General features: G+C 45.1%; 13 protein-coding genes and 1 pseudogene. 7 read left to right on the top strand and 7 right to left on the bottom strand.

What is annotated here, in order from left to right; translation table 11 throughout:
- Positions 1 to 63: 63 nt before the first annotated feature.
- Positions 64 to 2,127, bottom strand: a complete 2,064-nt coding sequence (locus QUA24_RS03040; RefSeq protein WP_333214004.1) for an Eco57I restriction-modification methylase domain-containing protein — start codon at positions 2,125 to 2,127, stop codon at positions 64 to 66.
- A gap of 201 nt (positions 2,128 to 2,328) precedes the next feature.
- Here QUA24_RS03040 and QUA24_RS03035 point away from each other — a divergent pair, with 201 nt between their 5' ends.
- From QUA24_RS03035 to QUA24_RS03020, 4 genes and pseudogenes are all read left to right on the top strand, one after another.
- On the top strand, positions 2,329 to 3,696 hold the full coding sequence (locus QUA24_RS03035) for an AAA family ATPase (protein WP_333227092.1): 1,368 nt from the start codon (positions 2,329 to 2,331) through the stop codon (positions 3,694 to 3,696).
- On the top strand, positions 3,689 to 4,471 hold the full coding sequence (locus tag QUA24_RS03030; protein ID WP_333227090.1) for a hypothetical protein: 783 nt from the start codon (positions 3,689 to 3,691) through the stop codon (positions 4,469 to 4,471). Before QUA24_RS03035 ends, QUA24_RS03030 begins: the two co-directional genes overlap by 8 nt.
- Before the next feature lie 4 nt (positions 4,472 to 4,475).
- A pseudogene (locus QUA24_RS03025) lies at positions 4,476 to 4,616 on the top strand (alpha-E domain-containing protein); the annotation flags it as partial.
- A 206-nt stretch (positions 4,617 to 4,822) separates the two neighbouring features.
- Entirely contained in the window at positions 4,823 to 6,322 is a 1,500-nt protein-coding gene (locus QUA24_RS03020; RefSeq protein ID WP_333227088.1) for a family 10 glycosylhydrolase, read from the top strand.
- Between the two features lie 228 nt (positions 6,323 to 6,550).
- Here QUA24_RS03020 and QUA24_RS03015 read toward each other — a convergent pair whose 3' ends face one another.
- From QUA24_RS03015 to dusB, 3 genes are all read right to left on the bottom strand, one after another.
- On the bottom strand, positions 6,551 to 7,201 hold the full coding sequence (locus tag QUA24_RS03015) for an NAD(P)H-dependent oxidoreductase (protein WP_333227086.1): 651 nt from the start codon (positions 7,199 to 7,201) through the stop codon (positions 6,551 to 6,553).
- Between the two features lie 160 nt (positions 7,202 to 7,361).
- Complete coding sequence (argF, locus tag QUA24_RS03010) at positions 7,362 to 8,282, bottom strand: ornithine carbamoyltransferase (RefSeq protein ID WP_333227084.1); 921 nt, start codon at positions 8,280 to 8,282, stop codon at positions 7,362 to 7,364.
- Positions 8,283 to 8,381: 99 nt separating this feature from the next.
- Positions 8,382 to 9,392 carry a tRNA dihydrouridine synthase DusB gene (dusB, locus tag QUA24_RS03005; RefSeq protein WP_333227082.1) on the bottom strand — a complete coding sequence of 337 codons (1,011 nt, stop codon included), beginning with the start codon at positions 9,390 to 9,392 and terminating at the stop codon, positions 8,382 to 8,384.
- 463 nt (positions 9,393 to 9,855) lie between these two features.
- Between dusB and QUA24_RS03000 the strand changes: the two genes are divergently transcribed.
- The 3 genes from QUA24_RS03000 to QUA24_RS02990 all read left to right on the top strand — a co-directional run bounded on the left by QUA24_RS03000 (position 9,856) and on the right by QUA24_RS02990 (position 13,705).
- Positions 9,856 to 11,448, top strand: a complete 1,593-nt coding sequence (locus QUA24_RS03000; RefSeq protein WP_333227080.1) for a glucose-6-phosphate isomerase — start codon at positions 9,856 to 9,858, stop codon at positions 11,446 to 11,448.
- A gap of 63 nt (positions 11,449 to 11,511) precedes the next feature.
- Entirely contained in the window at positions 11,512 to 12,246 is a 735-nt protein-coding gene (locus QUA24_RS02995; protein ID WP_333212971.1) for a DNA-binding response regulator, read from the top strand.
- Between the two features lie 58 nt (positions 12,247 to 12,304).
- Positions 12,305 to 13,705, top strand: a complete 1,401-nt coding sequence (locus QUA24_RS02990) for a hypothetical protein (protein WP_333227078.1) — start codon at positions 12,305 to 12,307, stop codon at positions 13,703 to 13,705.
- Between the two features lies 1 nt (position 13,706).
- On the opposite strand, the gene QUA24_RS02985 is transcribed toward QUA24_RS02990, so the two are convergent.
- The 3 genes from QUA24_RS02985 to murB all read right to left on the bottom strand — a co-directional run bounded on the left by QUA24_RS02985 (position 13,707) and on the right by murB (position 15,774).
- Positions 13,707 to 14,207 carry a low molecular weight protein-tyrosine-phosphatase gene (locus QUA24_RS02985; RefSeq protein ID WP_333227076.1) on the bottom strand — a complete coding sequence of 167 codons (501 nt, stop codon included), beginning with the start codon at positions 14,205 to 14,207 and terminating at the stop codon, positions 13,707 to 13,709.
- A 197-nt stretch (positions 14,208 to 14,404) separates the two neighbouring features.
- A complete protein-coding gene (locus QUA24_RS02980) occupies positions 14,405 to 14,755 on the bottom strand; it encodes a YbaB/EbfC family nucleoid-associated protein (RefSeq protein ID WP_006634273.1) in 351 nt (116 codons plus the stop codon).
- A gap of 62 nt (positions 14,756 to 14,817) precedes the next feature.
- Complete coding sequence (murB, locus tag QUA24_RS02975; protein ID WP_333102382.1) at positions 14,818 to 15,774, bottom strand: UDP-N-acetylmuramate dehydrogenase; 957 nt, start codon at positions 15,772 to 15,774, stop codon at positions 14,818 to 14,820.
- Between the last annotated feature and the right edge of the window lie 85 nt (positions 15,775 to 15,859).

The following is a 15,859-nucleotide window of genomic DNA, read 5'->3' as shown; positions in this document are numbered from 1 at the left end:
CTGGCCTCACAGTATATGCCATTCCGATGCCAGCGGCAGCCATATAAATAGTGCATTTTAGCATCATTCATACTCAAAACTATTTTTATTTTTTGAATTAGCCTGCAATAATTTTTCTCCGTTAAAATGAACGAGGTAAGCGCAAACATTCTTTTCCCAGTCAGAAGTGTCATAAGTTCGCAGCAATTCCAAAGCACTTTCTTCTATCTGATATGCAGTTTTTGCACTATTCACCGGACGTTCGAGACTGTCAAGATTAACAACAATTAAACCTGCATCTAGAAACTGATCCACCGTTTGGCGACGCACAGTTGCCCGCGTATTTAGTGCATATTTTTTACCGTATTGCTGCTCCATAAATTCCATAATTGGTGTGATTCCCCGAAGGGGAGATTTTGCCAATTCCCAAGCTTCCTTTGGCTTGAGGTCAAGCAAAGCCAGAAGGGTTAAGGCGGAACGTTCGTTAAGCTGACCTTTTGGAAAACCCAGCGCTGCAAGTATTTCTAGAGATTCATCAATACGGTTCTTGATTGTGATTGGGCTATTTTCTAACGGATTGGTCGCGTTCAGCAGTTGTCTCTCGACAAGTTTATCAATCTCCCGCTGTGTAGGAAATATTTCTGTTATTTGAGCGCCAAGTAAAAGTAATTGCTCTAGATTAGGATACTTCAAATTGCGTAAATCCGTAGCATTAACTTGAGTGTGTCCGTTGAACAGTCGAAAAAACGCATCTACCAAGCTCGAATTTAGATAAACGGCCAATCCCCGCGCCAGGGTGAGGTCTAATCCGCGTCCCTGTTGGTGAAAGTAATTCAAATGGTTCTCAAAACCCACGCTATAACTATTAATTTTAGTGGCATCCCAGACAACTGCAACAATTCGCTTTTTCTCTTCCTTTGAGGAGAAGCGCTTGCTCAAAACATAATGTTCGTTAGGTACGAGGAGTGCAGCAGTTTTTTCCGTGACAGCTAAAGCTTGATGCTTTCTCGTTGCTGTGGGATATTCAACACCGCCAGCCGAGAAGTGTGCGGGATAAATCAGCGGAACTGTACCGTTCTCAGGTTTGAGTCGCAAGTCAAAGCGAACACGAAAATCTACAACTTTTCCGGTTGAAACTGTCAAGCCTAATCCCTCTAGGGTGCAAGTAAATTGAGCCATTTGCTCGACTACTTTCTGGCTGACAGAATCCGGTAAAATCCGAATAAATTGCTCGGAGTCTTTGGGATTAATTAGGGCGGTATAGGGCAGTTGGTGAGACAAAACCAGGTCGTCGCCCGCGCTGCTGCTTGAGGTAATTAGTACAGTATCTGGCTGTTCTATTTGTTTGGTGGCGCGCACAATAATAGTTTCTTGCAGCACCGCATCATCGCGAAAGGGCAACTGTCGGGATTCAAAGATGTGTACTTGGCGTAAAGCCATCATTTGAAGGAATACTTTGCGGAAATCTCGAAAGTATAAACCGTTGCAAAAGCTGCGGGGAGTAATCGACACTAATTCACCGTTTGGTTTGAGCAGGTGAGCAGCAGCAACTGTGAAGCCAGCGTAGAGATTGCTGGTTTCTAGTCCTATAGAACGCAGCAAGGTGCGGGCTTGGGATTTAGCGTCTATCTTGGCATAGGGAGGATTGATAATTGCATGGGTAAATTCCCGTTTTACTGGTTGTGTAAATAGATTGGGCTGCAAGATATCGGCGCTGTCTTGAATAAAATCTATTTCGCGAACCTCACAGGTAAAAGATATCCCAAAATGCTGACATTCAATACTGCACAATTCTAAAGTTTGCTTGAGGTATTCTATCAAAATAAGGTCAATTTCATAAGCTGTAACGTGCAGGCTGTGCGGTTTGTTTGGGCGCTGGCAAAGTTCGCAAACAACGGCTGCTAACAGGGAACCAATACCAGCCCCGGCATCTAAAAGCGATATATCGGGACAGTTAAATTCAAACATTTTCGCCATCAAACTTGCGACTGAGGAAGGTGTTAAAAATTGTCCTTTTTCTCCTCTCTGGCTTTGCTGCAACTTTCGGGTTGCTTCTTGGCGCCAGCCATCTACTCGATCGAGTAAATTGCTTGCAGTTGAGTAGCTGTTACCCGGAAGGGCTAGCGTTTGAAAGTGCGGTACTATCATTTGTTCAAAAAGTGCGATCGTCTGTTCAGTTTATTTTCGCCCAAAATTGCACCGATGTGCAAAAATGTCAAGCGCACTAGAAAATATATAACTTATCCAAAAGTATGTTGACTGTTCATATAGCTAGAGCGGGAGGTAGCTAACGATGACACAAACTGAAACCAAGCGTTATGATTTTACTTAAGTATCTAGGTCTAAGTTATGACAACTATCAACTGGAACGAAGTTTTAGATAGTATTTCAGAGAATGCAGAAGAGCCAGAAGTCGAAGATCGATTTGTCAAACGCCTTCTAAATGCACTTGGATTCACATCTGATGAGTGGGTACAACAGTTTAAAACAGGGAAGGGTCCTGCTGATTTTGCTGCTCGCAAGAATCACGATGAGGATAAATTTTCCGTGGCTAAGATTGACCCATACTTAATCATTGAAGTTAAAGGGAGAGTATCAGGAAATGCCATCATTAACTTAGCAGAAGGTACTCCCATGTACAAAAAAGCTAAAGAACAGATAACAGGTTATCTTCTTGCTCCTAAATGCAAAACATCTCAATGGGGTATAATTACTAACTCAACAGATATCCAGCTATTCCGCAAACATGGTAAAATCGTATTGCCTGCTACTGACTGCATGAGGATAACCAAAGATAATATCATTGAGATTATTACTAAAATTAAGAACTTGCTGGAAAACGCACCCAAAGCTTTAACAATTTGCATCTATAATGATAAGGGAGGTGTGGGAAAAACTACAACTACAATCAACTTGGCTGCGATTCTTCGACAACATCATAAAAAAGTGCTTGTTGTTGACTTCGATCCACAACAAGGAGATTTAACAGATTCATTAGGCTTACAGGAGGGAAAAGTCAAACTATCTGATTGCCTGATTAAGACAGCACTTAATGTTAAAGAAACTCTTCAAGCATTTAATGTGAAGAATAAAGCAGGTCTATTAGTTAAGGTGTTTGATGTCATCCCCTCTGATTCAGGATTATCGAAGTTCATGACTCATGATTATGAATCAAAAATTGAGAAAGGTTCAGCAAGGCTGCGAGATTTGCTTGAGATTTTTGTTGGTAATTATGATTACATCTTAATTGATGCACCTACGAACTGGACTTTTTTTAGTAAAAGCTGTGTGAGAGCTTCCGATGTAATCCTCATGCCAACAGAACACAATAACTTTTCATCTTTGAAAAATGCTGCTAAAGTTATTAAAGAATTCTTACCTGAAGTTAAGAAGCTTAGGCAGGACGGTGGCCCTATTGCGTTGCCGATTTTTTTCAATAGACATAAAGAAACAGAGGCTTCAATAAAAAGAGCCAATGCAGAAATTGAAGCAATTATTACAGTTAAGAAAGGAGACACTTATATTAAAGATCCTAATTTGTTACCCTATTATTGGCCTAAATATACAAAAGCGGTGAGCGATAAAAGTATATTCACAGTTCCAGAATATGAAGTTGTTTCAACTGCCGCTTTTTCTCGAAAACCAGCGGTTTTTCAACACAAAAAAGCCGCTGAATATTACTTAAAATTAGCGAAGGAGTATTTTTTGTATGAGTAATTCTGAGAACATCGGTAAGTTAATGCACTTGAATTTATCTAAAATTGAGTCAGCAGAACCATGCTCTGAGTCAGAGTTTATCATTGCCGGAGCCGCCGAAGCCGTCTTGCAAGCAGGTAATCGCAATTGGATTCCGATTATCGTTAAAGAAACAGGCGACTATCAGTATCAAGTTGTGAGCAATCACTTTGTCTATGCTGTAGCTCAACAAGCCAAATTAGATTTAGTATGGTGTATTGTCATTGACCCAAAACCATCAAATATTGAACAAGCCAAGATTCTAGCGCGAGAAGCAAATCCCCAAGTCAATCTGAGTACAGCATCAAAAGATACTATTATAGCTGTACTTAAATACTTAGTTAAGGAGCATAATTGGAAGAATGTAAAACCAGTTGAAACGGCAAATAAAATTGTAGATTCTAACCGCGAGCAATGGTCAGATTTCACCCCCCTGACTAAGTTACAATGTGGTTTGACTAAGGCGAGATTAGATTTTATTGCTAAAGTATTTTCTATATCACCGCCACCGCCGCCGCCTCCTCCTCCTCAAGCAGTTAGCCTGAAACGTGCCTCAAGAGATGAAATTTTAGATCGTCTCAATTACTTATCAACTAATAAAATAGGAGGCTTTGATAAGATTGATGCCGAAAAAACAGCCGATGCTATCTTCACCGCCAATAAAGGCAAGTGGAAAACCCTCAGTCCAATTTCCAAACTTGAATGCGGCATTGATACAGCCAAAATGAAAATCATTAAAACCGTATTTAGCCTGTAAAACTATGTTAAGTGGTGTAGCGGATTCAATTTACTGGCTCAACCGCTATCTTGAAAGATCGGAAAATATCGCCCATTTTGCCGAGGTCAATTTTAATCTCATTCTCGACTCTCCCAGCGGTATTACTCAACTATTTACCGATCTGCCCACTTAATGTACCATTGTGCGAAAATGTCAAGCGGACGCTCAAACCAAAAGTCCGTAAAGGACTGTTAAACGCTCTCTCACACATTTCTGATGCGAAATACCAAAACATTCTTTTTGTCAAGCTTGTTCCTGATTGGCTTAACAATTAGTTTTCTGCTGACTCCTGGTTGGTTCTCCAACTTCCCATCCCGCGCGAGCGCAACTATGCCCCCGCAAACCCAAACCGCCGAATTTCGCGCCTTCTGGGTGGACGCCTTCAACCCCGGCTTCAAAACCCCTCAAGAAGTCACAAAATTGATCGCAGACGCGCAGCGGGCCAATGCCAACGCGATCGTCGCCCAAGTCCGCCGCCGTGGCGATGCTTTTTACACGAGTGCGATCGAACCCCGCACCCTCGATCCCAACGTTCCGGCGGGTTTCGATCCACTGCAAGATGTGATTGACAAAGCCCACGCCGCAGGCATTGAAGTATACGCTTGGATGGTGACGCTGCCAGTGGTTTCGGGCAGCAAACTTCCCGCCGGTCACGTTTGGCAACAACACGGGCCTTCGGCCCCGGGCAGCGACAATTGGGCAATGCTGACTTACGGGGGGGAATCACCCGGTTTCCTCGATCCCGGCCATCCAGACGCCGTAGATTATACTGTTTCCGTCTATTTGGACTTGCTGAAGCGCTACGATGTGGACGGCGTACAGTTGGATTACGTGCGCTACGGCGGGCCGACTTGGGGCTATAATCCGACTGCGATCGCCCGTTTCAATCAGCAAACAGGTCGATCGGGCAAACCCGCACCCACCGATCCCGTGTGGATGCAGTGGCGGCGCGATCAGGTGACAAATTTAGTGCGGAAGCTTTATGTAGAAAGCCTTGCGATTAAACCGCGCGTTAAAATTACCGCCGCCACGATCGCCTGGGGAGACGGCCCGAAAAACGATGCAGGGTGGTATCAAACGCAGCCTTACAAAGAAGTATTGCAAGATTGGCGCGCTTGGCTGGAGGAAGGGATCGTAGACATGGCGATGCCGATGACTTACCAGCGCGAGTACAAACGATCGCAAAAACTCGCTTACGACAACTGGATCGAGTACGCCAAAGACCACCAGTACAACCGCCAAATTGCGATCGGCCCCGGCAATTACCTCAACTACATCGAAGATACTCTAGGCCAGATTCGTCGCGCCGAACAGCCGTCTGCGAAAGGAAATCACGTCGCAGGTACGGTGCTGTATTCCTACGCTAGCAGCAACGTCTACACGAATGTGGAACTGCGATCGGGCGGTAGCGGTGATTTGCCCCGCCAGCCTTGGAAATACGTTCCCCAAAGCAACGATTTGTTTTACACCGCGCTTTCGCAGCCGAGTCAATACGTTGATGCTGCGACGGGCAAAACCTATGAAACTCAGCCTGTGTGGGCGACAGCAGCAGCGGTTCCCGATATGCCTTGGAAGTCGCGACCGACTACAGGTGCGATCACTGGAAATTTGCAGCGGTGCGCTCAAACTTGCGACGGTGCCAGCTTGACATTGCAGTCGATCGATGCTGCTGGCAAGGTGCGTCAACTGCGCGCCGATGGTAAAGGATGGTTTGGGGCGATCGAGCTTTCTCCGGGAACTTATCAGTTGAAAGTTGACGGTAGTCAGATTCAACAAACTGTTAATGTTGTCGCAGGTGAAGTCACAAAAGTGAATTTCGGAGCCTCTTAATATCTTTTTAGGGTGCACCGAGGTGCGCTATTGCCATCGACTTACAGTGTATCCCGGGTTTATAGAACCCATTTAGGATCTTTTTGTTGTCTCACAAGCCTTTGAGGTATCTAGGTTGTATCTGGTTTGATGCCTGTTAGCTTAAAGTCCTGACTCTGGTATTAAATCCTCTGGTAAAACGCTCCCCTCAAAACCATATAGTTCGCTCAAGAAGACACCAAATGGGTTCTATAAAGTTTCTAAGATTTCTGACTTAGGGAATCTTACTTTTGCGAGTGAAGCATACTTATCTGCTTCAGAGCGATAGCCAGCCGCACAAGCTACGACGGTAGTAAAGCCTTTTGCAGAAAGACCCAACAGGCGATCGTAATTGACAGGTTCAATTCCTTCCATTGGACAGGTGTCAACACCAAGCAATGCAGCACTGGTCATAAAGTTGCCCAGTGCAATATAAGTTTGGCGCGTTGACCAGTCATTAATATTAAAACTGCGGCCACCATCAACCAAGTCCCTGACGATTAGACTCCGATATCCTGCCATTGCCTCTACAGTCCCGCCCCGCAGCTCGACAGTGCGAGCTATAAAGCGATCGACATCCTCGGCACTGAGATGCTTTTTAATCGCGAACACGACATAATGAGAGCAATCAGTAACCTGTGACTGATTCCAGGAGAGGGGTTTGAGCTGTTCTTTAAGTTCCGAGCTGGTAATAATCAGAAATTTCCAAGGTTGAAGCCCATAAGAAGATGGTGTTAACACTAACGCATCTTCTAAAGCTGTCCAGATTTCTGGATCAATTGTTTTGGCTGGATCGAACTGTTTGGTGGCATATCGCCATTTGAGATTTTCGAGTAAGTCTGTCGTAGTGATGTGATTCATTTCTTTTACTTAAGAGATTGCTACTAATCATGGTTGAAACGGATAATTACAGGCTGGCTGCAAATAATCCTGGTTCAACTGAAATGATAACGGAAGCGGTCTGCAAAAAGTAGCGAGCAGGTCGATTTCATCCCCCGACAGACTAATTTTTAGCTACTTCCTAATCGCTTTCTAGAATACTAGCCAGCAAAGCTTGCTGAGCGTGCATCCGATTTTCTGCCTGATCCCAAACGCGCGATTGACTGCCTTCAATCACTGCATCGGTAATCTCTTCATCCCGGTGTGCGGGCAAACAGTGCAATACAATTGCATTCTTATCTGCTAACTTCAGCAATTGTTCGTTTACCTGATATGGTTCAAACAAAGGAATCCTGATTTTTGCTTCCTCTTCCTGTCCCATACTCGCCCAAACATCAGTATAAATCACTTGAGCATTCTTCACTGCTGCTTCTGCGTCCGCCGTCACAGTAACTTCTGTTTTTCCATTAGCAATATTCTTAGCTTTTTCCACTATCTCAGCATTCGGCTGGAAATCTTGAGGGCAAGCAATTCTTACATTCATTCCCGTCATTGCACAGCCCAACATCAGCGAATTAGCCATATTATTGCCATCGCCCAAGTAAGTCAAAGTCACCCCTTCCAACTTGCCAAAACACTCTTTAACTGTCATTAAATCCGCCAGCACTTGACATGGATGTTCGTCATCTGTCAGTGCATTAATTACAGGAATTTTCGCATAGTTGGCAAAAGTTACTAAATCTTTTTGCTCAAAAGTCCGAATCGCCAAAATGTCTAAATATCTGTCTAAAACCCTGGCTGTATCTACCAACGGTTCGCCGCGGCTGACTTGTGTAACGTTGGGATTGAGGTCAATCACTTGCCCTCCCAATTTATACATTGCCACCGTAAAACTTACCCGCGTTCGCGTTGAAGCTTTAGAAAATAACAAGCCGAGAACTTTATTGCGTTTCAGCTTGACCATTCCCGATTTTAAACTGGCTGCTAGATCTAGCAAATAATTTAATTCGTCAATGCTTAAATCTGCCAGACTTAATAAATCTCGCCCTTTTAAGGAATCCATGCTTTCCCCCACACACAAATTTTTAACTGTGTCTTAAATCTTAGCCCGCAGAGGTAAATTTTGTTTCTGTAATCCCTAGCTGACATCTGCGGCTAAGGTTTATGCGGGCAATTGCTCGATCGCGCGATCGATCGAATCGCAACCTTGTTCAACCGTTTCTACCACAGCCAACACGCCCCGCAATTCCCCAGCGCCGGGGAAACCCTTAGCATACCAGGTTAAGTGCTTGCGCGCTTGGCAAACACCGCTTTCACCTTTATATTCCCACAAAGCCCGCAAATGTTCCTTAGCACATTCGAGACGTTCAATTGGTGTCGGAGCTATCTTTTCCACACCAGTTTTCAAGAAATAATCAACTTCTCCAACCAAAAAAGGATAGCCCAAAGTACCCCGCGAACACATCACTCCATCGGCGCCGGTTTCTTCCAGACATCGCATAGCTGCTTCTACTGAAAAAATATCCCCGTTGGCAATAACTGGAATCGATAAAACTTCTTTCACGCGGCGAATCCACTCCCATTTTGCCGGGCCGGTGTAACCTTGCGAGCGAGTGCGACCGTGCACGGTAATCATTTTTGCTCCCGCATCTTCCATCCGCTTGGCAAATTCCAAAATATTAATTTCTTTGTCAGTCCAACCAATCCTAGTTTTAACCGTGACAGGAACATCTACCGCTTCCACAACAGCCCGCACAATTGCCTCGGCCGTTTCCGGGTCTCGCAGCAGGGAAGAACCGCCGCCGTTTTTAGTAATTTTGTTAACGGGACACCCCATATTAATATCAACAGTATCCGCTCCTTCTGCCACTGCTTTCTGCGCCGCTTCTGCCAAGAAATCCGGCCGGCAGTCAAACAATTGAATGCTAATCGGGCGCTCGTTCGGGTCAACTTCCATAATTCTCGGCAGTTGCTTCACGTAGTGCAAACCCGTAGCGTTCACCATTTCCGTGTACATCATCGAATCCGGCGCGTAGCGGCGCACCAGGCGGCGAAATACCAAATCGGTAACGCCGGATAAGGGCGATTGCAGGACGCGGCTTTTAACTTCAAAATCGCCGATTTTGAGCGGAGTTGCTAACCTTTCTTTTAATTCGGGAGATAGAGTAAGCATAGTCGATCGCACTTTAATTCTAATATCTGTATATTATACTACACTTCAGATGGTTGACAGTTGTTAACTATATTTTTAGCCGATTATGGAGTGACAGCTAAAAGTATATTTAACCTGACCGCAATGCCTATTTTACACATCCCGATCGCCCGAATTTGAATATTGTGAAACCAGGACTCAAACGCCAACGCCGACCACAGTTAAATCTCTGTGCCGCTTCGATCTATCTATGGGGTGTGACCATTAATGAGGGATCTACCTACTAAGAGTGTTGCCCAAGTTATATTTTTATTGTTTAATTCTGCCAAAAGCTCTGGCTGCCTGCGGATCCGGCTGCCTTCAGACGACTAATGATTAAATTTATTGGGATTGTGCAAAAGCCGTACATCAGATCGTTTTAAACTACAATTGGTGGATTCCTGACGACGCCGATCGAACATTAAAAAAATTGTAGAGAATTCCTATGGACGCCGCAGCACTCTGGCAACGCTATCAAGACTGGCTTTACTATCACGAGGGATTGGGACTTTACCTCGATATCAGCCGCATGGGATTCGACGACGCTTTCGCAGCAGCACTGAAGCCCAAATTTGACAAAGCTTTCAAAGACATGGCAGCTTTGGAAGCAGGTGCGATCGCCAATCCCGACGAAAACCGCATGGTGGGCCACTACTGGCTGCGAAACGCTGATTTAGCTCCCACTCCAGAATTAAAACAAGAAATAGTCGAAGGCATATCACAAGTCGAAGCATTTGTCAAAAAAATTCAAAACCGCGATATTAAACCGCCCTTTGCTCCGCAATTTACCGACATAATTTCGATCGGCATCGGTGGTTCCGCCCTCGGCCCCCAATTTGTCGCCGAAGCTTTATCCCCAGACATTCCGCCCCTAGCAATTCATTTTATCGACAACACAGATCCGGCTGGGATCGATCGCATCCTTAACAAAATCAAAGACAAACTCGCCAGCACCCTAGTAATTACTATCTCCAAATCCGGCGGCACCCCCGAACCCCGCAACGGCATGATCGAAGTTCAAAAAGCCTTCGCCGCCGAAAAACTGGATTTTGCCAAACAAGCAATTGCCATCACCGGAGTTGACAGCCAACTAGACAAATTAGCCAAATCCGAAGGCTGGATTACCACTTTTCCCATGGCAGATTGGGTGGGAGGACGCACTTCCGAATTGTCAGCAGTCGGACTTTTGCCAGCAGCTTTGCAAGGCATCGACATTCGGGCAATGCTCGATGGTGCGAAAGTCATGGACGAAGCTACCAGAACCACCGAAATCAAACATAATCCCGCCGCCTTGTTAGCAATGTCATGGTATTTTGCTTGCAACGGACGTGGCGAAAAAGATATGGTAGTTTTGCCGTACAAAGATTCACTGCTATTGTTCAGCCGCTACTTGCAGCAATTAGTCATGGAATCGATCGGCAAACAGGAAGATTTAGACGGCAACACAGTTCATCAAGGAATCGCAGTTTACGGCAACAAAGGCACTACCGACCAACACGCCTACGTCCAGCAACTGCGAGACGGCGTGCCGAATTTCTTCCTAACATTTATCGAAGTTTTGCAAGACAGACAAGGCATTTCCCCAGAAGTAGAAACCGGCGTCACTTCAGGAGATTATTTGTCGGGTTTATTGCAGGGAACTCGACAAGCTTTGTACGAAAATCACCGAGATTCCATTACTGTCACCATTCCCCAAGTCAACCCGGAGACAGTAGGAGCATTAATCGCCCTCTACGAAAGAGCAGTAGGTTTTTACGGTTCCTTGGTGAATGTCAATGCCTATCACCAGCCAGGGGTTGAAGCAGGCAAAAAAGCAGCCGCTGCTGTATTGGACTTGCAGCAACGGGTACTGCAAGTGCTCAAAGACGCCCAAAAACCTCTGTCTGTAGCAGAACTAGCAAAAAAAGCAGGAAGACCAGAGCAAATCGAGACAATTTACAAAACTCTGCGGCATTTGGCAGCCAATGGGCGCGGCGTAGCTTTGGAGGGCAAATTAGGACAACCGGCTACTTTAACTGCAAGTTATCAAGAGAATTAAACAGTAGAATTAAACATTAAAAGTGAAATTAGTCACTTTTAATGTTTAATTTTTAATTCCCCCATGCCATTAACGATTCTGGTTGCTGACGACGATTTCGCGACTCGCTTGTCAATTACCGATTATCTAGAAATTACCGGATACTCTGTAATCGCTGCTGAGAACGGCAAAGAAGCTTTAGGCTTGGTAGATGAATTTCAGCCGCACTTGATTGTTACCGACATTACAATGCCCCAGATGGATGGCTACGAATTCGTGCGGCGAGTTCGGACTCGTCCCTCTTTCCGCTTGCTGCCGGTGATTTTTTTGACGGAACGTACGAGCACGCAGGAACGGATTCGCGGCTATCAGATGGGGTGCGACAATTATCTGGCTAAACCTTTTGAACTCCAGGAATTGGGGGCAGTTATTCGCTCTTTGCTCGATCGCTACGCTCTAATCGCTCAGGCTCCCTCTCGTTCCCCCGAACCCGAACCAACGCCAACAGAGGCACGCAGCAGAGCCAATGACAAGCCAGAAGCAGATTTTTTAACTCAAAAGTCAAACACAGGCGATTCCCTACGGGATAGCTCCGCTTCACGGGCATCTCCCAGCCAAAATGCTCCGAGTTTGACGCAGCGAGAGCGACAAGTGCTAGATTTGCTGACAGAAGGTCTTTCTAATATTCAAATAGGCTCCACACTCCACCTCAGCCCTCGAACGATCGAAAAGCACGTCAGCAGCTTGTTCCGAAAAACTGAAAGCAACAATCGAGCAGAACTCGTTCGCTTTGCTATGGAACACCATTTAGTCAGATAACCGCCAACGCTCTGGGAAAGAAAATTACCTGCACTTACTACGCTGAATAAATAACATCATGGTCAACAATTACTTAAAAAATCAGAAAATTCTATATGCTGTAGCATTAGCAGCTTCTATAATTTTCTGTATTGCCATGACCTCCATGGGAATCACCAAGTATTACAGCGTTTTACAGGGTGGAGACAACTATAACGATTTCCCTACCAGCGGTTTCAGCCTCATCCGAGTTCTAATTAACGGTTCCTACTTGATAGCAACAGTTACATATATTATCTGGTTAATTCAAAAAAAACAGACAAGTTCCAGCTTTCTAGACATTTGTAAGTATGCAATCCCCTTTCTGGGACTTGCGCTCATAGCTTATCCCCAAAGCAGTGACATTTATATGTACTTGCATTACGGAGCAATGAGCTTACAAAAAATTAATCCTTATCTGAATAATTCCGATACCTTAATTTCTAACGTATCTACCTTCCTGCACTGGGGGCAAACTTCTACCTACGGCCCCGTTTCTTTATTCTTTTTTGCCCTATCAGCACTTGGTGTACCAATTAGCCCTTTACTAGCAGTTTATATTTTTAAAATAATCTGCGTGTTGGTACACGCGCTCAATAGCTACTTAATTTGGCGGTTGCTAACAAATTCTGAAAACCGTAACCTGATAACAATCGCTTATTTAGTCAATCCCATGCTATTGAATGAGCAAATAGTTAATGCTCACCTCGACGTTTTGCTGGCTAATACATTGATTGTTTTAATAGGATGTATTTATTACCAACGTTATGTTTTTGCAATTTTGGCAATTTGGGTAGGTTTTTTAATAAAAACCTTACCTATAATTTGGCTACCCTTAGTTTTTGCTTTCCTCTGCAAGCAGCGTCGGTGGAAAGATTTAGCAGCATCAGTCTTGCTTTCTTTATTAATTATCGCGGTGATAACTTATACATTTATGCCAACCGTTTCAGCTTGGAGAAGTCTTTTAAATCCAGGAACCGCCGGGGCGACGGCTCGATCGTTTCACCATGCAATCAATTTATTTATGAATTTTTTGCCCAATGTAAGTGTTGAAACTAGGAAAAGTATTCTATTATTAGTCAAATATTTTGCGTATTTAAGCTGGATTGTTTACTATACAGGAACGTTAATGAAATCATTATTCCGCAAAAAATATTCGGAAATTAATTTGGTATCAGATATTGGATGGACGACTCTCACTTTGTTTTTGTTTGCTACACCTTGGCTAATGCCTTGGTATCCATCTATTTTGCTGCCAATTGCGGCTTTGAGTATCAATTCTCCCCATTTTGTATTGACAAGTTTAACTTTTTCGTTGTCACCCAGTCTCATTTTGGGAGCGGGATCGGGAACAACTGTGATCTCCCTAGTTACGAGTTTTGTTAGCGTTGTCCCCCCTACAGCATGGCTAATATTCGGCCGGAAAAAGGCACTTTTTTAATTTAAATTGATTGCTGACCGCCAACTGTTAATTTTTCTTGACTGACAACGTACTCCAACAAACCCTCGCAAGCATCGTGCAGCAAATCAATTACTCGATCGAATCCCTCCGGACCACCGTAGTAAGGATCTGGCACTTCTTTAAGGTCGTATTTCTGGCAAAAATCGCACATCAGCCGCACTTTATCTTTATACTTTCCAGCCGCATCCAGGGCAAGAATATTGCGATAATTTTCTCGATCCATGGCCAGAATCAAATCAAACTTTTCAAAATCGTTTTTGGAAAATTGGCGGGCTTCGCCTAGCAATTCAATGTCTTGCTTCCTCGCCGCCAATGCCATCCGCCTGTCAGGGGGGCTGCCAATGTGATAGCTAGCAGTTCCGGCAGAATCGCAGGTGATGCGATCGCTCAAACCAGCTTCTTGAATTAAGTGATTCATAATGTTTTCTGCTGAGGGCGATCGGCAGATATTTCCGAGGCAGACAAACAATAATTTAGTCATTAGTCATTAGTTATTAGTTATTAGTTATTAGTCAGTCAACAGTCAACTGTGCTAATTTGTAGGGTACGTCGCTTTCAGAGTCAATCTGCAAGTTCCATCGAACATGGAGCAGCGACGCACCTTACTAGAGCGGTTTTCCAGAAAGTTTAATCAATCAGTCAATAGTCAACAATTGACTAATGACTAATGACTAATGACTAACCGAAACCGGGGAGATTTAGTCCACCGGTGAGTTCTTCCATTTTCTCCCGCATCGTCATCGTAGACTTAGCGTAAGCATCCTGCATCGCCACCGTGACGAGTTCAGAAACCACATCAGCACCTTCACCGAGGGCATCCGGTGAGATTTCCACGCGGCGGGGTTCTTGGTTGCCACTGAGAAAAACCTTGACCAAGCCGCCGCCGGCTGTTCCCTCAATTTCCATTACATCCAACTCTTCTTGGAGCTTTTTAGCTCCTTCTTGAACCTGCTGAGCTTTTTTGAAAGCTTCAGTCAGTTCTTTCATTTTTCCCAGGCCGAAGCCAAATCCTTGTCCTGATTTTGTCATAACTACTTTTTGATGGTGTGTGGGTTGGCAGTCTGCCGTTTCCGTATTACTTCAATGATGCCTTAGAAGGGAAACTCTCCCAGTATTCTAACTTCTGGCTCCAACAACAGCGACCACCGCTGCTCGACTTGCTGTTGAACGTGGCGGATCACTTGAAAAATATCATTGGCCGTTGCCGACCCGCAGTTAAGAATAAAATTAGCATGGCGCTGAGCTACTTGTGCGCCGCCGATCTGATATCCCTTCAGTCCCGCTTGTTCGATGAACCAACCTGCCGTCTTGGGGCCGGGGTTGCGGAAGACTGAGCCACAGCTCGGTAAGTGGTAAGGTTGAGTTGTCCGCCGCTGGCTGAAATGGTCATTAGTTTCTGCCATTACTTGCGATCGGTCAAATCCCGGCTGTAACTGGAAAGTCGCTTCTGTTACTAGCCGATCGCCCCCTTGCAGCACCGAAGTCCGGTAGCGGTACTCCAACTCTTGGGGAGTCAGAATTTCCACCTTGCCACCAGGGGAGAGGACGCGAGCGTTGACTAGAATATCTGCAGTACAGCCTCTGTGAGCGCCTGCATTCATCACCACAGCCCCTCCCACTGTACCCGGTATGCCAACTGCCCATTCTAGACCTTTCCAGCCCCGTTTAGCCGCCAACCAAGCAAGGCGGGGAATTGACTCCCCCGCCCCCGCTGTAACTTGACCTGTTTCTGGGTTAAAATTCACCTGTTTGAGGTAGCGAGTGCCGACGACCAAACCGGATAAACCCCGATCGCTCACCAACAAATTAGAACCGGCACCCAGCAGAGTCACAGGCACCCCTTCAGAATCAGCCCAAGCAAAACTCGCTTGCAAAGCCTCCATACTGCGGGGAGCCACGTACCACTCGGCCGGGCCACCGACTCGGAACGAAGTCAGGCCCGCCAGCGAAACTTGGGAGTTAATCTTGCAATCAGTTCCCCGCAAAGAAATAGGAGAATACACTCGCCGATTGTCCTTAACAGAGGAGTCATTCGAGATAGTCACCATCTTGAAAATCCTTAAAAATACCTTCGCTCGAAGACGTGGTTTAAAATCCATTTAGCTAACTTATGTCGCCCCTTTGAGCGAGCCG

The sequence above is a fragment of the Microcoleus sp. Pol12B5 genome, assembly GCF_036701335.1.
Taxonomy (GTDB): Bacteria; Cyanobacteriota; Cyanobacteriia; order Cyanobacteriales; family Microcoleaceae; genus Microcoleus.
Note: the sequence above shows the minus strand (reverse complement) of the source record. Positions and strands in the feature narration are given on the sequence as shown.